Raw genomic sequence first — 25,210 nt, 5'->3', positions numbered from 1 at the left:
TCTAGTACTCTGGTGTTCAGCGAAGCGACTTCAGGGCCGTTGCCCATTTCGCCATTTCGTCAAGCATCGCGTTGGCCGAGCCGGTGTGATGCTCGGCCGGGAGGAAACGGCGCTGATCATCCAGTTTTTCCCAGGGCATCTGCACCATCACTCCTTCCACCATCGGCATCATTTTCAGCGTGGTGACCAGCTGCTTGGCGACCTGGGCGGAACGCAGGCCACCGGAAACGCCGCCATAGCTGACAAATCCGCAAGGTTTGTAATTCCACTCGTTGTAGACGTAGTTCAACGCGTTCGTGAACGATGGCGGCGGGCAGAAATTGTACTCGGGGATGACGAATACGTAGGCATCCGCCTTACTTACGCTTGCTGACCAGGCTTTGGTGTGGTCGTGCTCATACTTCTGCAGGCGAGGATGGTTGGCCTCGTCGTATACCGGAAGATTGAACTGGGCCAGGTCCACCAGCTCACTGGAAAATGTTCCCTGTTCATTGGCCAATGTATTGAACCACTTGGCAATGGAAGGGCCGATCCGGCCGGGGCGAGTGCTGCAGATGATGGTCTGTAGTTTCATGGAGTGTCCTCGGGTAGCTGTCGCGAGTCGTTCAAGGCTAGTTCGTGAATCCGTGTAAGAATTCTTGATGAGAAAAGCAGGATAAAGGGCGCATCTTCAAAAAGATAACGGAGTATCCAGTAGGATTTGGTCAAAAATTCTGAGTCTCACGGTGCTCTTGAGAATTATCCTGAGGTGTTATCCAGCAGGCATTTTAATGCGACCTGAGACGAGTCCTCCCGCTCGACGTTAGCTTCCTATCGCTTTATAATGCCCGATCTCGCAGGAGAGAGGGCCATTGGCCCCGCCGAAGGCGCAAACTCCCATAAACGCTCAGGCACAGGTACTGCGAGGCACCGTTCAAAGCCTTCTGGAGAGTGACTGCCAACGCAGTCCACCGAAGGGGCAAGCAGATCCGGAAGCGTCTGGACCGGCGCGGATATCAGACGTTTTGATGGTTTTTTTCTTCGTCAACTGAGCTAGCTTAGCTTACTAAGATTTATCTTTTTATAAAGCCGCTGAGTTTCAAAATGAAAACCGGTTTTTACTTCATCCATTCCGTTTCATCCGTGGCGCCAGTTCTGGCTGCCGGGCTGCGCCGTATTCGCCATTCCTTTCGCTGAATTCGTCGAAAAATCGTCGAATTCGGCGAGACCCTCTGAACACATCCTCTAACTGAACCTTGGCTTACGAGCCTTGAGGAGTCGTTATGTCTGAACGTCCAGCTATTTATGTCTTAGAACAGGATTTTGATCGTTTGTCCGCCATGTTGGAGAAGCAGCCACATGGCAATGAAGCAGCCCAGGCGCTTGCTCGCGAGCTTGATAGAGCAACTCTGGTTGATGCCGGGAATCTGCCTTCCGGCACCGTGACCATGAATTCCCTGGTCCATTTTAAAAATGAAAGTAACGACGCGGAGTACACGATGAGGCTCGTTTACCCGAGTCAGCGAGAGGCAGGCGAGGAGTGTGTGTCCGTTCTGGCTCCAGCGGGTGCCGCCCTCCTGGGTCTTCGGGTAGGCGACCGTATTGATTGGTCATTGGTCGGCAAGAACCCGCTACGTCTGAAAATCATCGAAGTAACTCACGCAAACTGAATAAGGAATACGCATGCACCAGAAAGACACCCTTGGCGAGCTTTACGAGCAAGTCGTCCTGAGAAATCCTGCGGAGCCTGAGTTTCACCAAGCGGTGTTGGAGGTCCTGGAATCTCTGTCGCCGGTGATTGCCAAACATCCCGAGTACAAGGAAGCAAAGCTACTCGAGCGCATTTGTGAACCCGAGCGGCAAATCATTTTCCGGGTCCCCTGGGAGGATGATTCTGGCACGGTGCAGATCAATCGGGGGTTCCGGGTTGAATTCAACTCGGCCCTTGGTCCCTACAAGGGGGGCTTGCGGTTTCATCCTTCCGTCAACCTGGGCGTGGTGAAATTTCTGGGTTTCGAGCAGATCTTCAAGAACTCCCTGAGCGGCATGCCGATCGGCGGAGGGAAGGGCGGTTCGGATTTTGACCCCAAAGGGCGATCTGACAACGAGATCATGCGGTTTTGCCAATCCTTCATGACCGAACTCTATCGGCACATTGGTGAGTACACCGATGTACCTGCGGGCGATATCGGCGTCGGTGCCAGGGAGATTGGTTTTCTGTTCGGGCAGTACAAGCGCCTGACCAACCGCTACGAGTCTGGCGTACTGACCGGCAAGGGCCTTGGATGGGGTGGCGCCCGGGTGCGCAAGGAAGCGACCGGGTACGGAACGGTTTACTTTGTCCGGGAGATGCTGGCCGCTCAGGGCGAGGATCTGGAGGGCAAAGAAGTGGTGGTCTCCGGCTCCGGAAATGTTGCGATTTACGCCATGGAAAAGGTCCAGCAGCTCGGAGGCAAGGTGGTTGCCTGTTCCGACTCGGGTGGCTACGTCTATGACCCGGCGGGAATCGATGTGGCGCTTGTTCGCCAGATCAAGGAGATTGAGCGTGGCCGAATCTGTGACTATGCGGCACGTCGCCAGAACGGCAGTGATTTTGTCGCCAACGGATCCATCTGGTTGCTGCCCTGCCACGTTGCTCTGCCGTGCGCCACCCAGAACGAACTGACGGACGTCGACGCGAAGGCGTTAATTGGCAATGGCATCCTGGCGGTTGCAGAAGGTGCCAATATGCCGTGCACGCCGGAAGCCGTGAAGTTATTTCGTGAAGCGGGCACTTTGTTTGGTCCGGCAAAAGCGGCCAATGCCGGTGGCGTGGCTACCAGCGCGCTGGAAATGCAGCAGAACGCCTCCCGGGATTCCTGGAGCTTTGATTACAGCGAGCAGCGCCTGGAAGACATTATGATTGAAATCCACCGCTCCTGTTTCGAAACCGCCGAAGACTATGGGCGGCCCGGGGACTACGTGTTTGGTGCCAATACCACAGGGTTCTGCCGGGTTGCTGATGCGATGTTGGCGTTTGGGGTTATCTGAAGAGTTTGTCGCCACTCATCAAGACTAAGGAGCAAACAATATTCGACAAAAAAGCCCGCATAGTGGCGGGCTCTTTTGTCGAATATCGCCCGCCCGGGTTCTACCCGGTTACTGCGGACATTCCTAAAAATAGGAACAGGCGGGCGTGAAGTTCGCTAAGACAACCTACCACATCAATGGTGAAAGGAGCCGCTTCCTTGCGGCAGGTCTTTCGTTAGTCTGGACACATTACTCTATTGGCTCGTAGGACAACCCAACGTAATTTCCCGCAATAGTCGTGCGGCCAGCACCAGAGCCGACAAAATAGTCCAGCTCGGCGTCCTGGATACGTTGGCTAAATCCGTCGTTTTCCGGAAATTTGTACAGGATTGAGGTCCTCCACAAGCGGCGCGATACTCTTTTTTATGGAGGGGCCAGTCACAAGCTTCGCGGCCGTGTCCGCAGGCAGGCGGCAAAGGGCGAAGCCGCGTTCATGTTTGGTGGAGATCAGTTCCTCGCTAACAGTTGGTGTATCTGCGAGCACGCCCAATCATCCGAACGGATAGACTTGCTCCAAAGGCTCGATGGCGTCTGCATGGAGCGGGATTTCTGGAATGTTTTGTGCCCAACTTTGGGGCTTGCAGCTTCAGTGAAATGGTCAAAATCTTCGAGTCGGTAAGAACAGCCTCAAAACCGCGGACACACCATGGACACACCCAAACAAAAAGGCCCGCGTCTTCACGCAAGCCTTTTACAATAATGGCGCGCCCGAGAGGATTCGAACTCTCCGGACCCAATACGGGGTTAGGGGCACAGGCCTGATCTGTTCCACGAGGTTTTAGTGCGTTGTCAGACCGGGGTGGGCTTTAACAGTGAACCGGTCTGGATAAAGGAGCACCTCGATGCGACGATTCATGCGCCGGCTGGCTGCATCAGTTTCCTTCACCAGTGGGCGGGTATCGGCGTAGCCGACCGCTTGCATGCGCTCAGGGGCTATGCCGTTGTCCCTCAGCACCCGCACCGCCGAGGCGGCGCGGGCGGCAGATAACTCCCAGTTGGTGAGGTACCGGTCCTGCAGTCTGGGGGATATGGGACGGCTATCACTGTGGCCCTGAACGCTGATCAGGTGGCCGGGAAAGCTTTCCAGGGCAGTAGTAAGTAGTTGCAGGGTCTCACGACCGGACTTTCCTATGCGGGCGGAGCCGGAATTAAACACGATATTTTCCGGCAGCTTGATGACCGTGGTTCCGTCTTCAAGACGTGATACCAATGTCTGTTTCTCGTCGCTCAGGGCCTGCAGATGAGTCTGCAGGTTGTTCATGGCAGAGCGCTCACGTTGCAGCCGGGCCTCCAGTTCCTTGACAGTCTCGCTAGCACTGCGACTCCGCGCCTGCTGCAGGGCCAACTGCTCCCGCGCTTCGCGATATTGTTCGGCGACCGACTTCCGTTCCTCCGCCACTTCCTCCAGGGTGCTTTCTTTCTGTGCCAGTTGATCTCGGGCCTGAGCAAGAGTGGCCCGGGTGGCTTTTAGCTCTTCTGAGAGTTTATCAATCTGGACTTCGTTCTGGGCCTGCTGCTCTCTGGCTGCGGACAGGGAGCTTTCCAGTTCCTGGCGACTGCTATCCAGCGAGGCAATCCGGATTTCCAGCTCCGCGACCCGGGCCTGGCTCTGAGCCAGCTGGTCGCCGCGGGCACTGGCCAGGGTCTGGCTGGCTGACAAGCTTGCATCCAGGTCATCAATATGACTTTCCAGGTTTTCAATCTGACCTTGCGATGCTTCTAGCTCTTTGGCGGCATTGATCAGGGATTGTTGCGCCTCATTGAGCCGGGCCTCCAGCCGGTCCGCACTGGTGCTGCGCTGGGTCAGGCGTTGGCGGGCCCGGGAAAGCTCTTGTTGCAGGCGTTCGGCCTCGGAGAGGGCTTCCTCGTGGGCGCTTTCAAGTTGTGTCAGGTCTGAGGACAGGGATTGATAGAAATAGATACCAGCCCCGGCGGTTATTACCAGCAGAAAGATCAATGTCGTGGAAACCCAAGCTCGTTGCGCCATTGTGATGCCCATCTGTTCTTATTAACTACATATTTTATTACGGTAGCCTAGCAGTTTTTTTGACCAATGAGTCGGCCATGCGGATTGCCGGGTTCTACCCCGTTACTGCGGACATTTCTAAAAAGAGGCTGAATTTCTCCAAGGAAAAGTGTTGGTCTATCCGCCTGAATGTCCGCTTTGCGACCTTTGGACTCTTGTCCCCGTAGCCAGGCAGGGACGCTTCTGTTTCTTTCTAAAGTTGCTAATTTGAAATCCGCGCCATACTTGTCAAAAGGCTAACTACGGGCTTTCGCCCATTGTTGATACTCGGTCAGGGGAAGAGGCCGGGAGTAGTGAAACCCCTGAACCAGATCCGCCCCTAGGTCAGTGACAATCTTCCTTTGTTCTTCTGTCTCAATACCCTCAACGGTAACTTCGAGTTTTAGTGCCTTGGCCATAGAGATCATGGATTCCATGATAGTGCGGGCATCAGCGCTGGTTTCCAGGTTTTCGACAAACGCTCGGTCGATCTTCAACCCCGACAGCGGCAAGTGAGTCAGGTACTGAAAGGATGAATACCCTGTTCCGAAGTCATCGAGGCTGACTTTGAAACCCTGGTCGCGCAAGCTCCTCACGGCTGTTTTTGCTTGTTCAGGGTCCCGGATCAGTGCGCCTTCCGTAATTTCGATTTCCAGAGATTCAGGACTGACACCATAGGAAGCTACGATCCGTCCAAGATCCTCGATTAAAGCCGAGTTCATCAAGTTGTCGATCGCGAAATTTATGCTCACCGACATGAGATTGTGTGATTTGATGTTTTCACAGGCCTTGGCGATCACGAATCGCGTTACAGGGTCTATCAACGAAGTACTTTCAACCTTGGGCATGAACAGCCCGGGCATGACCATCCTATTATCCTGGTCAAACCAACGCAGCAAGGCTTCAGATCCAACGTGGCGGCCCGTTCGCATACAGATTTTGGGCTGGTAAAACAGCTGGAATTGTTGTTTGACAAGTCCATCACGGACTCGCGCTATCAGTTGAACGCGCTCCGCGGTTTTCTGGTCGAACATGGGATCGTAACGCCTGTAGGGAACGTTATTCTCGATTGCCACGGACAGGCCGGTTCTCGCGCGGTTTATGACGATTTCCGGATTCTGATCGTTATCTCTGATGAGGTAGCTTCCGGCAACTATCTGAACGCGAAATGGGATGCCCTTCACAACGGTTTCTTCTTCGCCCACTCGCTTGGCAATGTCAAAAACGGCGCCCACTTTTTCCTGGCGATCAACCTCCTCTTGAGACTCAACGGAGAACAGAATTGCCAGCTCCGATTTGCTGAACCGGTAGACTTGATGAGGTATCTCGATGTTCTGAGTGATTTGCTTGGCCAGGTCTTTGACCACCTGTTCCGCTGTATCAGCACCCATTGACTGCAAGATTTCCCACAGGTCCTGCATCCGGACCAGTAATATCGCGGATGAGGGGGGATTATCCTGGCTCGTCCTTCGCAGTAACCTTTTGAGGTCCCGGTTAAGGGCTGCTTGTGTACCTAGGCCGGTTTTATGATCGATTTCGAGTGCATGGAGATGCCGCTGATTGGCCAGCCGGAGGCTCTGGAAAATCCCTGCTGAAAAAACACCGATGAGCAGGAAGAAAGCGATTCGCGCCAGCCAATTGTCCGTCGATTGGTAGGTATCGGTTGATACGTTCAGCGGCATTAACGGGCCGATGAGAAGTCCACCCGCCACCGCACCGAGGATTGCCCCGGGGAGTCCAAACCAAACTGTGGATAACAGAATTGGCAGCAGGATTACATAGGGGTAGGCATATCCTGTACCACCAGTGAAGTAAACCACCCATGTGCCAGCTGCAAAAAAAATGACAATAAACAGGAGCCTGGAAATAGACCTCGCAAACTCCGACATTTGTGGCCATTTCTGCGAGTGCCAAATACTGTTGAAGGTAGGAAGGTAGCTACTACTCTCTCTATTCATCTGACTGCCTTTTATGGTCGGGTCTTCGAGGGATAGTCAATTCATTGTTGATGGTTTACCTGAGAGACCGACAATTGCAGACTGCCTTATTATTGCTATTTAAGGCGGCCATCGTGAGCGTAGTTCAAAAAATAACGGTTATCCTGTAATGATTTGTTACGTCAATAATCACCAGTAGGATTTGTGCCAAATTGAAAAACGAAGGAGTCACATCTCGTGTCTGCAGACGCTCTCAGCAAATTTGAGTTCCTAAACCGCTGCAACTAAGCTCAAGTCGCACGTTGTATTCAGAAAAGGGTCGCACCGAAAAACCGCTATGTGCATCTGGTCTGGTACGTGACCCTCACCGAACCACTGAGAGGCCGGCATGATTTTTCCTCCCCAGTCTATGTCCATATTGGTTGTCGAGGACATTGCGGCAATGCGAAAAATGATAAAAGACAGCCTGCGATTGATGGGGTTAAACAATGTCTCACTGGCTGAAAATGGCGAACAGGCACTAACCCTGTTGGGGACCACTCGAGTCGACCTAATTATTTCGGACAGCAACATGCCAAAAATGAACGGCATGGAATTGCTGAGAGTGATCCGCAAAACTCCAGCCTGGCGCAGCATTCCTTTTATGATGGTGACTGCGGAAAGCGACAGGACGTTGGTCAGTGAGGCCATTCAGGAGGGCGTCACCCAGTTCCTGATTAAGCCTTTTACCTACGCGGATCTCCAGTATCGGGTCAACAAGATTACCAATCAGGTGAAACACGCTGGCCCCGCAGAGATTGTCCCAACTGCGGAAGTAGCTCATGAAACACCAAACGAGGCGTTTGGCCACGATTTTGGGAGCGCCACTATTCTGCTGGTCGGCGATCTTTCGTCGGACAGGGCGGTGGCCACTACCATAGGCCGTCTTCACAATGTTCAGTCAGCTGCCAATGGCGAGCAGGCCTTGGAGATGATTCATATTCAGGCGACACCCGACCTCGTCCTGATGGAGGTGGCGCTGCCTGATACATCTGGATATGAGGTCTGTCGCCAGCTAAAAAGTGATCCCTCTACTGCTGCCATACCGGTTATATTTCTTACTGCACATGCAACGTCCAAGGAGATCACCCGGGGATTCAAGGCCGGTTGCGTGGATTACATCACCAAACCGGCTGATCCGACGGTGCTGCAGGCTCGCATTGCGACACATATTGAAATCCGCCATGCAAAAGAGGACCTGCGAAACCACATTGATGCTTTATTGGAGAATGCTCGCCTGCGCGAAGATGTGGAACGCATGACGCGCCACGATATTAAAAGTCCGCTATCTGCCATTATTTCTACCGCTGACGCGCTGTTACAAAACGGGCCTTGGACCAAGCATGTCGCAGGTGCATTGGAAACGATGCGAGACGCGGGTTTTGATGCCCTTAATATGGTGAACCGAACCCTGGATCTCTACAAAATGGAGACGGGTGCATACCACTTCGAGCCAGCATCCGTGAACCTGATCAAATTGGCAAAGCGGGTTGTCCGTGAGCTGCAGAGTGAGGCAGACCAGAAACAGGTCCGCTTGTCACTGCGGCCGGCCTCGAGTTGCGTTTGTCTCGGGGAGGAAAGTCTGTGTCTTTCCTTGTTGCGCAATTTACTCAAGAATGCCGTTGAAGCTTCTCCACCTGGCGATACGGTGCATATTATGGTGAACAGAAAAGCCAAGATTAATCTCCTGATCCACAATAAAGGAACAATCCCCGAGAATCTGCGAGACACTTTCTTCGACAAGTATACGACTGCCAATAAAGCACAGGGGACGGGCTTGGGTACCTATTCTGCAAAGCTGATGACGGAAGTGCAGGGCGGTAAAATACGCTTCATGTCCAATCACAAGCAGGGCACTGTGCTGCACGTGGCGTTGGAGCCTGCCTTCACTGACGGGGATCAGCAACAAATGGCTTCGTAAGAACTGTTCATGCCACTTTCTTTGCCGGAACCTGTGGACAAAATCTCATGAACTGGACTACCCCGAAAGGCATGACACCCCTCAGGCTCATCAGAGGCCAGTTGCGTGAGTCTTGAACCCTATAATCAAGGCCATTAGATCTTTTAAGGGCTGGTGGCACTCTCACGGACGATCCTGGTGTAGGCACCGCCAATGGCTGGCGTTACAAGGCTAATCTGAATGTCCGCTTTGCGACTAGGCCGAGCGCACCAATCTTAAACAAAAGCGAACATTCGTATCTTTCAGTTTTGCGCTATTTATTCGGTCTCGTCACTCGCGGTCAAATCCTCTTCAGGATGGCCTTCGGTGTTTAACTGATATCTAGCCCGGGTACCGCCTTCAGGGGGATTTTGCGGCGGCAACAGTCGCGCCGGGGAGCCATAGGCTCATGAGTGCGGACAGCACAATGGCAACGGTAAATAGCCGGATCATGACGTCGTGGCGCGCCACGCTGACGATTTGATCGTCTCCCAGGACCGCGTCGAGAACCAGAATACTCAGAATGCCGCCTAGGTAACGCATCGTGGAACTGACGCCAGCTGCCATTCCAACCTGTCTGGGCTCCACGGCGCTCATCGAGGCGGACTGAGCAGGCGCGTTGCACAAGCCAAGGCCCAATCCTGACATCAGCAGGGCTGGCATTGCGCCCTGCGGGGACTCAAATGAATCGATGCCCCATAGCAGACCAACGCCTGTCAGCAGCAACACACTTCCCAGAAGCGCCGCGCTCCGTGCGCCGATCCGGTCGGTCAGTTGTCCGCCCAATGGCGCGGCAACGACCATGCCGATCATCATGACGAAGAGCATGTAGCCAATGTCGCGCGGCTCCGTCACGCGGAATACGGAAAAAAATTGCGGTAACTGAAACAGCAATCCATACATCGCAAAGTTCTGCAGAGCGATTATCAGTGTTCCCGCGGCAAAGGGGGGCAGGGAAAACAGGTGCGGATCAAAGACCGGTGTCGGGGTTTTCGCCTCCCATTTGACGAAGGCGACTCCGGCGATGGCCGCCGCCAGAACCACGGCCATGAACACAGTGCCTTCAAGTTTGCTGGCCAGGATCAGCAACGCCAGTGACAGCGCCAGCAGACCGATACCCATAAAATCCAGCGATCTTGTCAGCTTTCTCAGCGGGCGCTGTGCCGAGGTGTTTTCGGCAGGCAGGGGATACCGATGCAGCAGAAGCGCAGAGGCGGCAAGAAAGGGCACATTGGCAACAAAAACAGCACGCCAGCCAAAAAGGCTCACAATCTCACCGCCCAGCACAGGCCCACAGGCTGCGGCGATTGCCATCGTAGCGCCAAACAGGCCAAAGATACGGCCACGTCTCTCTGGAGGCACATGCAGACGCAACAGGGCGAGGGTGGCCGGAACCACCAAGGCACCGGCTACGGCCATCAGGCAGCGCGACAGAAACAGGAAGCTGACACCCTGCGCCAGAACCCCGAAAGCCGCGCCGATTAAATAAAGGCCAATACCGGTCCATAGGATGCGCGAATGTCCGATGACATCGCTGATCTTTCCCGCTGGCCCCAGGCAAATCACGTTGACAACCAGATAACCGGTGACCAGCAAGCCCGTGATCAAAACGAGATCCGCACTGATTCCGAGGCCGATGGACGGCAGCGCCACGGCGATTAGTGTCGAACCCAGCGGCGCCTGGGCTGACGCCATCAGAAGGCCTGCCGTGCTCGCGGTATTCATTCGGATGGCAGCGTTGTTGGCGCTCAAAGTTTTGTCCCGATGTTATCGTCAGGCCACAGCCGATTTCGTCACTGGGCGTAATTGCAGCAGGTAGAGTGTCTCGCCTTCGAATGCCCATTCGATGTCATGGGGTCCGGTACCGAAAACACCCTCGCACTGCGTCACAAGCCCTTGTAGCGCAGCCAGTTTTTTCGCATCAAGGCAGAGTTGCTCGACAAGATGCGCGGCGACCGCTTCCGTGCGGGTCAGGCCCCCGGGCACACGCTGCACGCTTATGTCTTTGAAACCCGCGCGGCTTTCAAGCAGACGCCCCGAGCGATCCATGCGATAGCTGTCGGGGATGACCAGACCCTGCACAACGGCTTCACCTAGGCCCCACGAAGCCTCGACGACAAGTTCGTCCAGGCCGGTCACGGGGTTGCAGGTGAATAGCACGCCGGCCACATCAGCGGCGACAAGACTCTGGATGACTACACCCATGCGTATGGCCGCGTCCGCCCCGACCCGGTCTCGATACGCCCGGGCAGACTCCGTCCGCGCGGATTCCCAGACGACCAGAATTGCGTCCAAAACCGCCTCGAAACCCATGAGGTTGAGAACCGTCGCATGTTGTCCGGCGAAGCTCGCACACACCGAGTCTTCGCCGATGGCCGAGGATCTGACAGCGACCGGTCCGGGCATCTGCGCACACAGTCTGGCGAGTTCGGTCCGAGCACTGGCGTCGCCTGCCGCAATGGCATCGACAAACGCGGTATCGAGCGCGAAACCTTCGGGCACAGGCAACCCGGCGCGGAGCGCTGCTCCGAGTTGCGTGGCTTTTCCGCCGTACACAGACTCATCGCAGGCCGAGGCCAACGGACCCGGTTTCACGGGGAATCGATCCGGACTTCGCCTTTCGTTCCGTCCACGGTCACGCGGGTTCCGTCTGTGATCTGCGCCGTGGCGTTACGAGTCCCGACGACGGAGGGAATGCCATATTCGCGTCCCACGATGGCGGCGTGTGACAGCAAGCCGCCCGCATTCGTGACGATGGCCCCCAGCAGAGGAAGCACGATGTTGAAGGAATCTGTGGTCGCCGCCGTGACCAGCACGTCACCACGTTCCAGACGGCCCAGGTCATCCGGCCCGTCGATGACCCGCGCGATGCCGCTGTAGGTTCCGGGGCTTGCGCCGATTCCCCTGATGACGGCGTTGTCGCGATGACTTTGAACGTCGGCCCCAAGGGATTGAATGGCCGTCACCAGGGCGGTCATCACCCGTCTCACGTGGGGTGGCAAACCGTCCATCGGAGGGGGCGGCGAAGCGGGATCGCCAAGTTCCGCAGGCGCAGTGTCGACGCGATGCCCTTTGCGATAGGAGGCGCGCGCCGCAAGCTCGGCCCCGCTCGGGCCACCCTGTCGGCCAAGAAGGACCTGGATCTCGTCGTAACTTGCCTCGATAAGATGCGCTGCCTCTTCGATCAGGCCATCTGCGGCAAGCCTCGCACCGGCGGAAAGCAGCGCACGGCGCATGACACCGCCCGCCCAGACGTCGCTGTAAAATCCGCGTTCGTCACGCAGTCGCGACACCAGACGCACCTCGTCAAGAAGCTCATCGAAATCGGCACGGTGTTCTGCTGGAATCTTTTCCCGCAGTCTGGCCACGTCTGCTTCGGTAACAGCCCCAGCCTGAGCCGCGCTCTGTTCGACAGCCATCCTGATCCGGGCGAGGAGCGCGTCGGGCACTTCGATAGCCGAGGGCTCGCCGGTATCAAGACTGTTAAGCAGTCGGTCACCGACCACGCCGAGATAATCTCTGGCTGCTTCACCCAGGGGACCTGGGGCATCGCGAAGCTGTGCAAGGATATCCGCACTCGACTTTTTGGATGCCAGGATTTGAAGGGCATCCAGGCTGTTGCGAATCTCCTCGGCCAGTCGATCCATTTCTGGAAAGGTCCCGGCGGATTCCGGTGCCGATCCACGCGTCAGGGCCAGAAACTCGCCGATGGGAGCGTCCGTCCATGTGCCGACATGGGCCATAAAATCACCGACTGGAAGAATCGCGGCCAAATTGAAACTGTGATGTTGATGAATCATCCGTTCCAGGTTGTCCCGGCATTGTTCGATATACGCAATCAACTCGTCGTCGGACAACGCCTGCGGGTCCACGGCAAGTAGCTCTTTATGCGTTCTGATCGAGGCGGGTTTCACATCGCGGTCCCAGCGCTCCAGATCCTCTCTCCAGATTTTTTTGCGGAACACATCTTCGGCGGCTTTGAAGCGCGCCGGAATTTCCGCCTCGGGCGCCTGTACGACGGTCGAGTAGGCAAAACCGTTTACAAACCGATAGTCGAGAGTATCGATCAGCAACCCGTAGCGGCGCGCGCATTCCAGAAAACCCTTGGTGATGCCTTGCGGGTGGATCTCGGCTTGAAAACGAGAGACAGGTCGCGGGAAATGGGCCGCGTCAACGGACCATGATCCTGGGCCAGGTGCTTCAAATACGGATGCGGTGGATGACGAAGGTGTGTTCATGGGATGGTGTCCTGGCATGAATTTACGATTGTTACGTATCCCTGTTAATCAACAGGACCGGCCGCCCGGTACAGCTCCACCCGAGGGATGTCGATTGATCGCCATTAATTCAACAGTAGACCCAGCCCAGGTTTCGAACAAGATAATGATTGCTTGAAAGGCGGACTTGCTCCGGCCCACCAGACACTCCCCGTTATTACCCTATGTTTGTTCATGGGCTTAACCTTTTTGGGCATGGCTGGCGCAGAGTAGTCGCTGTTGGTTTTCGGCGCTCAGCTCATGTCCAGCCCGGACACAGCCCCGGTTGTTATTGATCTCTACGTTCTCGCTGCTTTGGCCTGAATCTGCAGCTCCGCTGCAAGCGATGATCTATAAATGCGAATGTTCGCTTTGCGACCAGGGCATCCTCTGAACTGAGCTAAACAAAAGAGAACATTGGCAAGCCATCTGTAAAGGTCCGCGTTCATTGGAAAGCAGCCCTTTTCGCCGCTCCTAAACGGGCTATTTAGGGTGGTCTGGATAGGTGCTGCAAGCCTGCACAAGCTGGGTCCGAGGCCCGGGCCTCCTTTTAGAAGTGTCAGCAGTAACGGGGTAGAGCCCTATCGATAACTTTCGAAGAAAACCTCATCGTCAAAGGCAAAACATGCTTGGTAAAGTTCATCGTCTAGGTCTGCCAAGTCAAACATGGCGGCATCCTCAATATCGCCCCATGAACCTGCGTGGCTAAGAATCTCAGCAGCAATCTCTACCTCAGATCTGGGCCAGCCGTTGAAAGGCCCCTTCCATTCCAAATTCATTCCTCGCTTGAAGGCCATCCCTCTCGCAAGGCTTAGTAGGTGCATGTTGAGATGCCGTTGTGCGCCTTCCGTGATATCAAACCAACGCTTCATTCGGCTTCCATCAAGTCTGATCTTGGTATCGTTCCCGTATCTGAATATTGCCGTAAAATTATTAGTTTCGAAATCCTTCCCAGGTAAAATGGAGCGCCCTAGGTTGTCACTTTTTAGTGCCTCCACTAGCTTGGTTGGTAGCTTTTGCTCTATATTTTCATTTCGCAAATATTCGTGGAAATTATCTTCGGTTTTGGTGAGCCTTCTCCCTTGAAAGTACAGGTAGGTCGCAAAGCCACGTGCGCTAAACTTCCCCCCGCTAAACTTTCGATAAAGTTCAGAATCGTGGGTGTCGAGAGTTCGTTTAACACCGTCGATTTCCTCTACCCCATCTCTCACGAAAACTCTGTGGAGTTTGGATTTGTCCACTCCAAAAGCGAATTCCTTCTCAAGTTCACGACGTTTGCGACGTTCTAGGTATTTGGAAAACATAACCTTGATGACCCCCTCAGAAATAAAATGAACTAAGAGATGGTTACAGTTGATCGCTTGGGTTGTGGCGATAAGAATGCGACTGACCTGCCCCCCTTGCTTGAGGTGCTTTAATTCGAAGCACGCTATTCAAACCGCTGTTCTTCACGACTGGCAAGCTCCGCTTCAATCCGACTGTTTTTCGCGATTGATTGCTCAAAGGCAGGGATCAGAGATTTGACGCGCTCTCGAACTTCAGCTGATGGGTGCTCCAGAAGCCCAGTGAACGCTCGTAGTCTGCCTTCAAGAATCTGTGCTAAAGATCCAGAGTAGGAGGTGGGTCGGGACCGACTGTAGAGTGCGTCCACCACTTTTCCCTTATCGTTTGCTGCGTCTAGAAGTGCTAATGCATTGGGGTGTATGACCACAGACGACTGGCCTTCCTTTGGCTTACTTTTGGTTTTGTGGGGAACATATATGGTTAGCGCGCCAAGAACTTCTAAAATCCGATTGTCATCGCCTCCGCACCAAGATTCCAGCCTCTTGCAAGGCACAGAGTTCAATGCAGACTCATGACGTCCCAGTCTGTCTCTGAACAAATCATAACGCAAAGAGAGATCTTCTTGGTTCTCGTGGAATATTCGATTTAAAACCAATTCTGGATACGCCAGGATAAAGGCGTCGATGACTTCCTCGAAATGAAAAGTGTAAAGTCGTCTTTCCGAGAAAGCCTGGATAAAGAGATCAATCGTCTTTTCGACTTCCGTAGTTTTTGTTTCAGGAGAGAAGCAAAATCCTATGATTTTATCGAGAGAGTGCATGGACTGAACGTTTATCTCTTTCTCACTGGACTTGGCCAACTCGTTAAGAGCGGACCTTCCGAAGGCGCGTATTTCGGGGCTTGGAGCATACTTTCTTTTTTCTATGGCGAAAAAGCGCATGCCTAATAATTGGATAGTGGCCTCGATACCCCCCCTCTTTTTAATGATCGGGTCAACAATCTTTATCAGATCGAGATCTGTGAGCGTTTCATGAACCCCGCCCGCTGAAATCGGGTAGAGCGACCCAGCGGGTGTTTCCGGATCTTTTGAGTGCTTTATAAGTAGCTGGGTTCCCCAAGGTTCGATTGGCGTTGACGTGAGGAGATATACGAAGTGCGGTTTTAATTCGGGGATATCTAGGACAGCTTCCTGCAATTTACGACACAAGCCAGGGTGCTGTTCGTGAACGCCTTTAAGAAAGCCGTAGAATAGAATTGGCTCAGGGTGGTTTAACCTCTGTTCCTGCATTAACCGGACGAGGTGATGGAACAATACCTCTGGATCATGAGCCCCCTTTGCCAAGCCAGCCCCGAAGGACTGTAGTGCGTCTATTTGTTCTTTCCACAACTTAGGGCCCAACTCACTGAGCAAGTCATAATCTATTGCAGCTGACTCGCCGAGGGTCTCGATCTTTTCGTGAATTTTTTTGGTTTGTTCACTTAGATTTCCCTCTGCGATCAGAGCCTGCTCCCAAGTGTAAGCGAGTGCATATGCCTCTATCTCTGATCTAAGTGAATTGGGAGCGGTTAGTTTTTCCAGTTCCTCCAGCCGCCTCAGCGTTTCGGGACAATGAGGTTCGCTATATGAAGCAATAGTTTTCTTAATGGCCCTCCAAAGTGGCGGGTTTCCATTTTCTCCAGTTGAGTCTTTGATTACTTGCTCAAGTACATCGAAACAACCGGCGCGAGACCACAAGCTCCCGAAGTTATTGGCCAAAAGCTCAGCAGCATCCGTCCTTCTCCCTTCCTCGCTGGAGAGCAAACTCGGTTTCAAGAGATTAATAAAACCGTTGTACCAGAGATCTATGTCCTGCCTGCTCTTGGGAGCCCAGCCAAAACTTCTCTTCCGTGCTCCAAAGTCAAATGAGTACGAACTTGACCAATGAGACGTTTCAAAAGCTGCTGAGAGCAGTTTCTTTGAGATGCTCCAATCTATTTGTTCGTTGGAGGCCAATAGGCGGCCAAGAAACGCTTGTCGGCGCTCTGGTAGTGCTAATGTGCCGGATAGGTAAAGCGAGAATAAGCTCTCCAGCTGTCGAGTGATGCTGTCATAATTCTCATCCGGCCTCTCGGTCCGAGCAAACGCCAAAATGACTTCAGTTGCCCTATCAAAATCTTCATCTTCATATGCCAATTTTCTCAAGAGGCTAACGAGTGTAGAAAAATCCCTGTTTTGCCTCGAAGTGAACTCTGAATTTTGCGATTGTTTTTCAATTGCTAACAGAACGCGCTCTGGATAGATTGGAGCGATAAATTCGAGTATTGCTAGACTATCCGCATCCAAAGATGAGAAATCATACAGAGGACCACCTGCCTCAAACCAGCTGCTGGCTAACACTTCCGCAGGTTCGAAATCATGAAGATAGCCAAGCCTGTGAGCACAAGATTTGAGTAGTCGACAGTTTTCTGATTGGAGTAACACCGTGTTGATTTCATCCGGTGGGATTCTTTCCAGCGCCCTTTTTGCCAACCGATTGGCGAAGGCATGAGGTAAAACGGCTCGCCATCCACCGCGTTTTTGGCAAAGCCCGCGTGCGAGCAGATCCCCTTGACTACGATACAAGGTGCGTCGCGTTGTTTCTGCGATCTCTGCCAGTACTGTTAGTTCATTACCAGGTTTGCTGTCGGCGACATCGAAGGAATAAACAAGGGACAAAATCTCGGCGTTAGCAAGTAAGCTCTCGGAGGGTACTTTCCTTTGACTGAATAGCCTATTAAAAAGGTCCTCATCTTTAAAATTGGAAAGTGTTTCATCCGCATCTACTTGAGCTGCCAATGCTATGGCGAGCCTGGCATTTCCACCGGAAAACTCGGCTATTCTATCTGCGTTGACTTTTCCAAGTTCTGGCTGCCGTTTTTGGAGAAGTTTCGAAACAATTGCTTCGCTAGATGGCTCTAAGTGAACGACGTCTGTCTCTTCGGGCCGATCGTCAGCAATATCATACTCAATGGTTATTAGTTTGAGTTTATGGCTTTTCTCAGACAACAGTTTTAGAAGTTGACGGTGTACTTCAGGTGGACAGTTATCTAACACCAAATAGGCAGAGTAATTGTTAGCTATCAGATAAGAGATCAGTTCAGACTCTGAAGGGTTTAGTGTTTCCCCTCGATCGGCGTAAATGACTTCGGATTCGGGGAGGCTGTTGCTTCCAACGTCTGGCTCAAAGAGAGCCTGAACAAATCTAGTCTTGCCGACGCCAGAAAGGCCTGTGATTCTGACAGCATTAGAGGAATGTCTGAGTTTGGCGCGAATTAGCTCGATGCCCTGAAGAGCGGTCAATGCATCATCGGATCCCGAGCTAAAGTTGAATACGCAGGGATGGTCGTCTAATAAGAATTGGTCTTCGACGCCTAGGGGAGTTGAAGACCAGCGCCCAAAAGGTTTCCAGCCAGAGAGCGGCTTTCCCAATACTGAGCGAGTCCAGAGTGACACTCCAGGATGCTGTCTTAGCCAGGTTGCGAGACGATCGCGACCATAAAAATCAACTGCAATGTCGTTCTTATTTGAGAGTCCGTCAAGGGCGGATCGCATGCTCTTGACTCTGCTTTCAAGCATTTCAGCGCTACAGTCATCCGCGCCGCTAACAATTATGTATGCGCCGTTTTTTTTGGCTAGTTCGGCGATCACAGGCTTGGGTGCTCCGCTAGTGGTCATCTCTTTAGCGCAAGCCGCGGGTCCCATTCTATTCTTTTTGACTTGGAAGCCGGTCTCTGCCCGTGGAATGAAATTGGGTTGTTCAACGCGGTCTGCATTTTTGACCTGAACATCTAACCCGCCGTCAGGTGCTTCTTGCGCACCTCCCCACAGAACAGAGCTTGGCTGAAGGCCGCATCTTCTAATCTCGGCTTCTGACAATCTACCCACCAAATCTCTAAGATCGCCATCGCCTAGGTCAGATATGTCTTTTGGCTCTAATTCAAATAATTTCATTTAGCGATCCAATGCCAATTTAATTTTTGGAACCGAATGATTTTGCAGGCTTAGCTTCAGTGCTTTCAAGCATTGTAAGCCTCTTTGTTTTAGTCGCATCGCTGATTAGAGTTTTCCAACCACTGGTGTTTCGCAATATTCCCATGGCGTCAGGTCTTCCAGTAAATCGGAGGGGAGGTAACGGGGTTACGCGGCCTAGAAAAAGGGCCGCTTTGTGGTCGATCTGAATATTCGCTTTGCGACCAAAGCGCAGTCTGGCAGCTAGACTCCAATTCCCCGCCATTGCTACTTCCGCCTGCTGAGCATCCTGCGGAGTGGTGAGGGTGTGAACCTGACCCCGTATTAGGTCCACCCGGAGTTGGAAAAGTCCGGCTTGCTAACCACTCGACATAGGGTTGCATTACGTTAGTTGGTGGGGTTAGGCGAGGCTAGGGAAACAGTGCCCAAATCGCGCAAACGGCAAAGGAGGGCAAAGGTCGATAAAAAAATTGGAAGTTAATCTCTGAAAAATGATAGGCACCATTTGGGCACAGGCCAAAAAAAGGACCTGCGTTCCGATTTGGCCTGGTTCAAGGGGCTGATAAAAGAGGATGGACTCAGATCGCCTTATGGCGATCTTCGGGGCTTTGCCCCGCCTTCGCTGTGCTGCGGCGCCCAAATCGCGTTCGCGATTTGTCGAACGGAGGTTCTGCATCTGCCCTCAGGCAAACCAGAGTTCCACAAAAAAGCCCACTTGAACGTGGGCTTTTTTGTGGAATATGGCGCGCCCGAGAGGATTCGAACCTCTGACCTCTGCCTCCGGAGGGCAGCGCTCTATCCAGCTGAGCTACGGGCGCTTGAAATCGTTGCTGTTGCATCAATTTCGAGTGCGCAATCTTACGTGTGATGGCCTGTCCTGTCCAGTCCTGTTGGCGTTGGTTTAGCTCGTAATAACGATCAGGCGGAATCGGTCTCCACTCTGGGATTTCGTGGATAGTAGCGCTCGGGCAGGCGTTCGATGTGGGGGAAGAAGCGGGTGTCCTTGTAGGGCATTTTCATGAAGCCGGAGACGCCCAGTCCGGTGATCTGGTCCACGGCCGAGAGAATTTCGTCGAGCAGCCGGGAAAATTCGCTTTCGCGGTCCGGGGCCAGCAAGCGGTAGTGGCTGTGGATCTTGAGGTGGCGGGGCAGGGCTTCGAAGATGATCATGCCTGTGTGGTGGATATCATTCAGGGCCTCCAGGGCGTTAATGATAGTTTGGGGCAGCACCAGGAATTCCTCCGGGTCCGGGCCGTCCTCGAAGTAGGAATGCACCCGGGATTCGTCCTCCACTTCCGGCGCCGCACTGACCTCATATCGCAGTTCCATACCGGGTTCGATCAGGAATGGAAGGTCCGGTCCGGCGCGGTCGATGTGCAGGGTGTTGCGGGCGTTGAACAGGCAGCTCTTGAAGATGCCCTGCCGGTAGATGGCCTGGGCAAGGCAAACCATGTTGTTGACGGCCTGGATGAAGGCGGTTTTCAGGTTCGGGTCGTGCAGATTCAGGGACGTATCGATATAAACGCCGTCGCTCTCCCAGCGCACGGCCAGCCCCCCTTCGACGGGATACCGCCCCAACCGGCTGACGGCGGCCAGGAAGGCTTTTTCTGTTTCACCCATCCCTTGCATGAAATTCTTGTAGTAGCGGTCCAGTTGTACATCATTCACATCGTTGAGGGTTTCGGGCGCGCCTTCCTGCCGCAGGAAGGATTTGCGGGAACTGTATACCACGGTGTCGATGTCGTGGTCTGACGGGCGCGTCCAGACTGGCACCATGGGCACTGGCGGAGGCTCCGGAAGATCGATCATCACTGTGCGCGCCATCCTCGGCATTTCTCTGAGGTAGTAGTCGCCGGCCTGCCGGCGGGTTTCCGGGTCCGGGGCCAGCATGCCGTCGAGCATGCGGGCGAACTCCATGGGGAGCCCCAGTGAGGTGGCGGGCATCGCCTGGTGCCCAAACCGGCATGACTGGGCGGAAGCCAGCGCATAGAGAGTTCCGGCCGCGCCCTGTTCATCAAAACGGGGAGACGACAGGCCGCCGTTGAGTTGCTCCTCGCCAATGAAGTAGACATCCCCCAGCCGGGCATTGGTCTGTTGCAGGTTATCGGACATCAATTCCATGACATTGGTGGTCAGGAACTGCTGGTTGGCATCGAGCTGTGCGAACACCGAGGAGCCCCAGTCGATCAGGGCGATATCCTCGGTGCTGGCGTCAAACACCAGGTTGGATGGCTTGATGTCACCATGGACGATGGGTCGTCCGGCGGGGCCGTTCTCGCGGCGCAGGTTGCGCAGGATGTCCGCAAGCTGGTCGGCAATTCGGATGACCACCCGTGGCTTGAGGCGGCCCTCACGCAAAGAGACTTCTTCCAGGTTAAGACCGGCCGCCCGTTCCATTACCAGGATGGGCTGGTTGTGTGCCCGCTGGTAGGCGATCAGCCGGGGCACCCTGGGGTGGCGGACCTGCTCGAGGATGTAGGCTTCGTCCTCCAGGCGGTCCTGCAGGTGTTGGGGCAAGTTGATGCGGGTAAATTTGAAGACGTGTTCGGGGCCGGTGTTGTCCGGGCTCGGCAGACGGCCTGCGAACACGAAGCCGTAGGCGCCCTTGCCGATCAGTTCTATATCCAGGTAACCCAGTTGGCGGAGCTGGGCGGCGCAAAGCGCCACCCAGTCCTTGAGCTTCTTGGCATCATCATGGCTGAGCAGGTAGATCGATTGCTCTTCAGGAATGTAGAACTGCTGAAGCTGTGTCTTCTCCGCCATGATGCCCCGTCAGCCCAGATGCAGCAGCATCGATTGTGGCGATTCCAGATAGCCTTTCCAGCGATTGCAGAAGCGCGCAATGGTGCCGCCATCAATGATGCGATGGTCCCCCGCCCAGCTCACGGTCATGATGGCCCGTTCCACCACCTGGCCGTTGGCGTCGAAGCGAGGCAGCTTCTGGGTCCGACCCAGGGCCACAATCGCCACTTCAGGCGCGTTGATGATGGGGGAGGCGTAGGTGCCGCCGAGTGCGCCGATGTTGGAGATGGTGATGGTGCCGCCCTTAAGGTCTTGCTGCCTGACACGTCCGGAGCGCGCCGCCTCGGTCAGGCGAGCCACTTCATCAGCAATGCCCAGCAGGGTCAGGCTCTCAACGCTCTTGACGTTGGGAACCATCAGCCCTGCCTTGCCGTCCACCGCCATCCCGATGTTGCAGTTGGGCAGGTAGTGAATCTCCGTGACGTCCTCGTTGACACGGCTGTTGAGTACCGGGAACTCCTGAACCGCCAGGGCAATGGCCTTCATGATGAAGGGCATCAGTGTCAGCCGCGAGCCCCGGGCTTCGGCTTCCGGCTTGAGCTGCTCCCGCAGTTTCAGCAGGTCGGTAACGTCGATGTCTTCGCTGTAGATGAAGTGTGGGATGGTGGTTGCCGATGCCACCATGCTGCGGGCCATCGCCGCTTTCATACCCTTGATCGGTTCTATCCGGATTTCCTGCTCCCGTTCCGGCATGCCGCGCGCTCGGCCTGAACGTGCAGGCTGCGAGTCGCTGGTGCGCTGCTGATCTTGTGCAGGTGCAGAAGGCTTGTCGAGGTGGGCCAGTACATCGGCCTTTAGCACCCGGCCATCCTTGCCGGAACCGTCGATGTCCGGCAGGTTCAAATCATGCTCCCTTACCAGACGGCGCACAGCGGGACTTGCGGGAATCCGCTGCCGATTTCCTGTTGAGACCGGTTTTGCCGTTGTCGGCGTCGGTTCCGGTGCTGGCTTTGATCCGGCTTCTGCGGGCTCTTCACGGTCCCGGGGAATAAACGCGAACAGCGGGGAGTGCACCCGGGCCATTGCCTGCTGATCATGGTAAAGCTTGGTGATTCGGCCAGCCTTGGGCGCGGTAATCTCGACCATGGCCTTGTCGGTCATGACATCGACTACCGGCTGATCTTCCTCGATCTCATCACCCTCGGCCACGCGCCATTCCACCACTTCACATTCAACGATGCCTTCGCCGATATCCGGCAGGATAAAGTCTTCAGTGACGTCGTCGGCTGTGTTGTTGGTGCCGGACGCGTGCTGGGCGGCTGGGATGTTGCTGGCAGCGGTGTCCGCATCGGCGGGCTTTGGCTGAGGCTCCGCAGTTTGTTCATCATTGTCACTTTCCTCCACCAGCTCGAACAGCGGGGCGTGCACCTTTGCGATGTCGCCTTCCTCATAGTAGAGGCGGGCCACCCGGCCCTTATAGGGCGCCGGAATTTCCACCAGGGCCTTGTCGGTCATCACCTCGGCAACTGGCTGGTCTTCTTCGATAATGTCCCCTTCGCTGACCAGCCATTTGACCAGTTCGCACTCCACGATACCTTCGCCGATATCGGGCAGTATAAAATCACTCATGATTGCTCTCCTGTCCTGATATCAACCTAGAATTCCACGCTCGACCTGATGGCTTCATAGACCTTCAGGTAATTGGGCAGGTGCTCTTTTTCCAGCACCAGCGGGAAGGGGGTATCCATCCCGGTCACCCGAGCGATTGGGGACTCCAGGTACAGGAAGCAACGCTCCTGTATCGTCGCCGCGATTTCTCCGGCGAAGCCACCGGTCAGTGGGGCTTCATGGGTAACCACCAGCCGCCCGGTCTTGAACACCGAGTTGGCCACGGTTTCCACATCCCACGGGAGGATGGTTCTCAGGTCGATGACTTCACAGGAAATGCCTTCGTTTTCCGCCTTCTTAACGGCGTGTTCAATGACTTCCATCTGCGCGCCCCAGCCCAGTAAGGTGACATCTGTCCCCTCCTTAAGCACTTCGGCCTCGCCCAGTGGCAGCCGGTAGTCTTCTTCCGGTACATCTCCCACGGAGGCGCGGTAGAGTCGTTTGGGCTCGAAGAACAGGGTGGGGTTTTGATCGTGGATGGCGGCCAGCAGCAGGCCCTTGGCCTGGTGAGGGTTGCGCGGGACCACGATCTTGAGGCCCGGCGTATGGGCAAAGTAGGCTTCCGGTGATTGCGAGTGATAGAGACCGCCGGCAATGCCGCCGCCATAGGGTGCCCGAATGGTCAGCCCGCCCACGTTGAACAGGTTGCCGGAGCGATACCGGAACTTTGCCGACTCGTTCACGATCTGATCGAACGCGGGGAAGATGTAGTCGGCAAACTGTATCTCGGCCACCGGCACGGAACCTTGCGCCGCCAGGCCGTTGGCGAAGCCGATGATGCCTTGCTCTACCAGTGGCGTGTTAAAACAGCGCGATTTGCCGTACTTATGTTGCAGATTGCTGGTGGCGCGGAAAACCCCGCCGAAGACGCCCACATCCTCACCGAAACACAGTACCCGCTCGTCGGCGGCCATGGCGGTGTCGAGGGCATGGTTGATGGCCTGGAGCATATTCATCTTGGTCATCTCAGGCCTCCCTCTTTGCGTGTTCGGCACTCTTCGGATACTCGTCCGGATGGCGGCGGATGTGTGCCTTGAGCTTTTCGAACTGTTCAGCCAGGGCCGGCGGAACCTCGTCGTAGACATCGCTTACCAGGGTATCAAGCGCCGGCGGTGGCCGTTTCTGCGCACGCTTCATGGTCTCGAGCACCTCGCGGCGCATGTTTTCCTGCAGCTGCTTCTCGTCATCCTCGCTCCACCACTTCTTGCTTTCGAGCCAGAGGCGCATTCTCAGGATCGGGTCTTTCTCGCGCCAGACGGCTTCCTCGTCCTTGCTGCGGTAGCCAGACGGGTCATCGGACGAGGAATGGGCGGCCAGGCGATAGGTCATGGCTTCGATCAACACCGGGCGATTATGCTCCACCGCCAGGCGGCGTGCCGCTTTAGTGGCCTCGTGGACGGCCAGGATGTCGTTGCCGTCGACACGGATCACATCCATTTTGTAGCCATAGGCCCGGGGTGCCACACCGTCGGCGGCAAACTGTTCGGTGGCTGGGGTGGAAATGGCATAGCCGTTGTTGCGGCACAGGAAAATCACCGGCACGCGATGCACGGTGGCCATGTTCAGGGCGGCGTGGAAGTCCCCTTCCGAGGCGGCGCCCTCGCCGAAATAGGTAATGGTGCAGTGGCCGTCGCCCGCCAGTTTCTGGCCGTAGGCATAACCGGTGGCTTGGGGGATCTGGGTGGCCAGGGGCGATGAGATGGTCATGTAGTTCAGCTTTTTGGAACCGTAGTGCACCGGCATCTGGCGGCCCTTGCCATAGTCCAGTTCATTGCCGAACAGCTGGTTCATGAATTCATCGATGGAGAAGCCCCGATACGCCAGGGCGCCTTGTTCCCGGTACTGCGCCATGATCATGTCGGCGTCGTCCAGTGCTGCGGCGCTGCCGATGACGGCTGCTTCTTCACCGGTGCATTGCATGTAGAAGCTGAGACGCCCCTGTCGCTGGGCGGCGAGCATGCGTTCGTCAAGAATCCGGGTGGTGACCATTGCACGGTAAATGCGCAGGGCCTTTTCTTTATCCAGATCCGGTGTTTTGGCGCCCTTATAAAGGGAGCCATCCTGCTTCAATAACTTGAAGGTGGGAATACGGAACTCCGCACCGTCGGTAAAGACCGGGGAGTAAGCAACTTTGGCTCTTGTTGTTGTCATAATCCTCTTCCTGGGGTGGTGGTCTGAGGAACAAAACACCCCTTGTGAGGGTGTCGTTGGTTTTAGTATAGCCAAGCTGACGGGGCCTGGTGTGGCCCTCGTTAATATCGGCTAAAGTTTACCTTAACGTAAACTGCGATAATCTGGTAGGTC

General features: G+C 54.9%; 15 protein-coding genes, 1 tRNA gene, 1 pseudogene and 1 riboswitch. Of the genes and pseudogenes, 3 read left to right on the top strand and 14 right to left on the bottom strand.

Annotated features, from left to right (window positions below):
* Window positions 1–16 precede the first annotated feature (16 nt).
* A complete protein-coding gene (locus ACN0XM_RS00710; RefSeq protein ID WP_417564992.1) occupies window positions 17–574 on the bottom strand; it encodes an NADPH-dependent FMN reductase in 558 nt (185 codons plus the stop codon).
* A gap of 252 nt (window positions 575–826) precedes the next feature.
* Window positions 827–912, top strand: a riboswitch (glycine riboswitch).
* A gap of 350 nt (window positions 913–1,262) precedes the next feature.
* Here ACN0XM_RS00710 and rnk point away from each other — a divergent pair.
* Both rnk and gdhA read left to right on the top strand, forming a co-directional pair.
* Window positions 1,263–1,649 carry a nucleoside diphosphate kinase regulator gene (rnk, locus tag ACN0XM_RS00705; RefSeq protein WP_417564991.1) on the top strand — a complete coding sequence of 129 codons (387 nt, stop codon included), beginning with the start codon at window positions 1,263–1,265 and terminating at the stop codon, window positions 1,647–1,649.
* 13 nt (window positions 1,650–1,662) lie between these two features.
* Window positions 1,663–3,009: an NADP-specific glutamate dehydrogenase gene (gene gdhA / locus ACN0XM_RS00700; protein ID WP_417564990.1), complete on the top strand. Its 1,347-nt coding sequence runs from the start codon at window positions 1,663–1,665 to the stop codon at window positions 3,007–3,009.
* A gap of 228 nt (window positions 3,010–3,237) precedes the next feature.
* Here gdhA and ACN0XM_RS00695 read toward each other — a convergent pair.
* The 3 genes and pseudogenes from ACN0XM_RS00695 to ACN0XM_RS00685 all read right to left on the bottom strand — a co-directional run.
* Window positions 3,238–3,610 (bottom strand): annotated as a pseudogene (locus ACN0XM_RS00695) (hypothetical protein); the annotation flags it as partial.
* 216 nt (window positions 3,611–3,826) lie between these two features.
* The gene (locus ACN0XM_RS00690) at window positions 3,827–5,035 is read right to left on the bottom strand and encodes an OmpA family protein (RefSeq protein ID WP_417564989.1); all 1,209 of its coding nucleotides are present in this window, start codon (window positions 5,033–5,035) and stop codon (window positions 3,827–3,829) included.
* Window positions 5,036–5,310: 275 nt separating this feature from the next.
* Complete coding sequence (locus ACN0XM_RS00685) at window positions 5,311–7,011, bottom strand: putative bifunctional diguanylate cyclase/phosphodiesterase (protein ID WP_417564988.1); 1,701 nt, start codon at window positions 7,009–7,011, stop codon at window positions 5,311–5,313.
* Window positions 7,012–7,378: 367 nt separating this feature from the next.
* Between ACN0XM_RS00685 and ACN0XM_RS00680 the strand changes: the two genes are divergently transcribed.
* Window positions 7,379–8,950: a response regulator gene (locus ACN0XM_RS00680; protein ID WP_417564987.1), complete on the top strand. Its 1,572-nt coding sequence runs from the start codon at window positions 7,379–7,381 to the stop codon at window positions 8,948–8,950.
* A gap of 378 nt (window positions 8,951–9,328) precedes the next feature.
* On the opposite strand, the gene ACN0XM_RS00675 is transcribed toward ACN0XM_RS00680, so the two are convergent.
* From ACN0XM_RS00675 to ACN0XM_RS00630, 10 genes are all read right to left on the bottom strand, one after another.
* Complete coding sequence (locus ACN0XM_RS00675) at window positions 9,329–10,720, bottom strand: MFS transporter (RefSeq protein ID WP_417564986.1); 1,392 nt, start codon at window positions 10,718–10,720, stop codon at window positions 9,329–9,331.
* A 21-nt stretch (window positions 10,721–10,741) separates the two neighbouring features.
* Window positions 10,742–11,563 carry a PEP/pyruvate-binding domain-containing protein gene (locus ACN0XM_RS00670; RefSeq protein WP_417564985.1) on the bottom strand — a complete coding sequence of 274 codons (822 nt, stop codon included), beginning with the start codon at window positions 11,561–11,563 and terminating at the stop codon, window positions 10,742–10,744.
* Window positions 11,560–13,206 carry a PEP-utilizing enzyme gene (locus ACN0XM_RS00665; protein ID WP_417564984.1) on the bottom strand — a complete coding sequence of 549 codons (1,647 nt, stop codon included), beginning with the start codon at window positions 13,204–13,206 and terminating at the stop codon, window positions 11,560–11,562. Before ACN0XM_RS00665 ends, ACN0XM_RS00670 begins: the two co-directional genes overlap by 4 nt.
* A gap of 599 nt (window positions 13,207–13,805) precedes the next feature.
* Window positions 13,806–14,528 carry a hypothetical protein gene (locus tag ACN0XM_RS00660; RefSeq protein ID WP_417564983.1) on the bottom strand — a complete coding sequence of 241 codons (723 nt, stop codon included), beginning with the start codon at window positions 14,526–14,528 and terminating at the stop codon, window positions 13,806–13,808.
* 125 nt (window positions 14,529–14,653) lie between these two features.
* Window positions 14,654–18,478 carry a hypothetical protein gene (locus tag ACN0XM_RS00655; protein WP_417564982.1) on the bottom strand — a complete coding sequence of 1,275 codons (3,825 nt, stop codon included), beginning with the start codon at window positions 18,476–18,478 and terminating at the stop codon, window positions 14,654–14,656.
* A gap of 759 nt (window positions 18,479–19,237) precedes the next feature.
* Window positions 19,238–19,314: transfer RNA gene (locus tag ACN0XM_RS00650), tRNA-Arg, on the bottom strand.
* A 100-nt stretch (window positions 19,315–19,414) separates the two neighbouring features.
* Window positions 19,415–21,259: a protein kinase domain-containing protein gene (locus ACN0XM_RS00645; RefSeq protein WP_417564981.1), complete on the bottom strand. Its 1,845-nt coding sequence runs from the start codon at window positions 21,257–21,259 to the stop codon at window positions 19,415–19,417.
* 9 nt (window positions 21,260–21,268) lie between these two features.
* Window positions 21,269–22,867, bottom strand: coding sequence for a dihydrolipoyllysine-residue acetyltransferase (locus ACN0XM_RS00640; protein ID WP_417564980.1), 1,599 nt, complete (start codon window positions 22,865–22,867; stop codon window positions 21,269–21,271).
* 26 nt (window positions 22,868–22,893) lie between these two features.
* Window positions 22,894–23,871, bottom strand: a complete 978-nt coding sequence (locus ACN0XM_RS00635) for an alpha-ketoacid dehydrogenase subunit beta (RefSeq protein ID WP_417564979.1) — start codon at window positions 23,869–23,871, stop codon at window positions 22,894–22,896.
* Window position 23,872: 1 nt separating this feature from the next.
* Window positions 23,873–25,057, bottom strand: coding sequence for a thiamine pyrophosphate-dependent dehydrogenase E1 component subunit alpha (locus ACN0XM_RS00630; RefSeq protein ID WP_417564978.1), 1,185 nt, complete (start codon window positions 25,055–25,057; stop codon window positions 23,873–23,875).
* Window positions 25,058–25,210: the final 153 nt, after the last annotated feature.

The sequence above is a fragment of the Marinobacter sp. genome, assembly GCF_048269445.1.
Lineage (GTDB): Bacteria > Pseudomonadota > Gammaproteobacteria > Pseudomonadales > Oleiphilaceae > Marinobacter.
Note: the sequence above shows the minus strand (reverse complement) of the source record. Positions and strands in the feature narration are given on the sequence as shown.

Excerpts from the sequence above, each read along its gene's own strand:
- ACN0XM_RS00645 (WP_417564981.1), bottom strand. The coding sequence starts at position 21,259 with ATGGCGGAGAAGACACAGCTTCAGCAGTTCTACATTCCTGAAGAGCAA.
- ACN0XM_RS00660 (WP_417564983.1), bottom strand. The coding sequence starts at position 14,528 with ATGTTTTCCAAATACCTAGAACGTCGCAAACGTCGTGAACTTGAGAAG.
- ACN0XM_RS00680 (WP_417564987.1), top strand. The coding sequence starts at position 7,379 with ATGATTTTTCCTCCCCAGTCTATGTCCATATTGGTTGTCGAGGACATT.
- rnk (WP_417564991.1), top strand. The coding sequence starts at position 1,263 with ATGTCTGAACGTCCAGCTATTTATGTCTTAGAACAGGATTTTGATCGT.
- ACN0XM_RS00685 (WP_417564988.1), bottom strand. The coding sequence starts at position 7,011 with ATGAATAGAGAGAGTAGTAGCTACCTTCCTACCTTCAACAGTATTTGG.
- ACN0XM_RS00630 (WP_417564978.1), bottom strand. The coding sequence starts at position 25,057 with ATGACAACAACAAGAGCCAAAGTTGCTTACTCCCCGGTCTTTACCGAC.
- ACN0XM_RS00690 (WP_417564989.1), bottom strand. The coding sequence starts at position 5,035 with ATGGCGCAACGAGCTTGGGTTTCCACGACATTGATCTTTCTGCTGGTA.
- ACN0XM_RS00640 (WP_417564980.1), bottom strand. The coding sequence starts at position 22,867 with ATGAGTGATTTTATACTGCCCGATATCGGCGAAGGTATCGTGGAGTGC.
- ACN0XM_RS00635 (WP_417564979.1), bottom strand. The coding sequence starts at position 23,871 with ATGACCAAGATGAATATGCTCCAGGCCATCAACCATGCCCTCGACACC.
- ACN0XM_RS00665 (WP_417564984.1), bottom strand. The coding sequence starts at position 13,206 with ATGAACACACCTTCGTCATCCACCGCATCCGTATTTGAAGCACCTGGC.
- gdhA (WP_417564990.1), top strand. The coding sequence starts at position 1,663 with ATGCACCAGAAAGACACCCTTGGCGAGCTTTACGAGCAAGTCGTCCTG.
- ACN0XM_RS00710 (WP_417564992.1), bottom strand. The coding sequence starts at position 574 with ATGAAACTACAGACCATCATCTGCAGCACTCGCCCCGGCCGGATCGGC.
- ACN0XM_RS00655 (WP_417564982.1), bottom strand. The coding sequence starts at position 18,478 with ATGAAATTATTTGAATTAGAGCCAAAAGACATATCTGACCTAGGCGAT.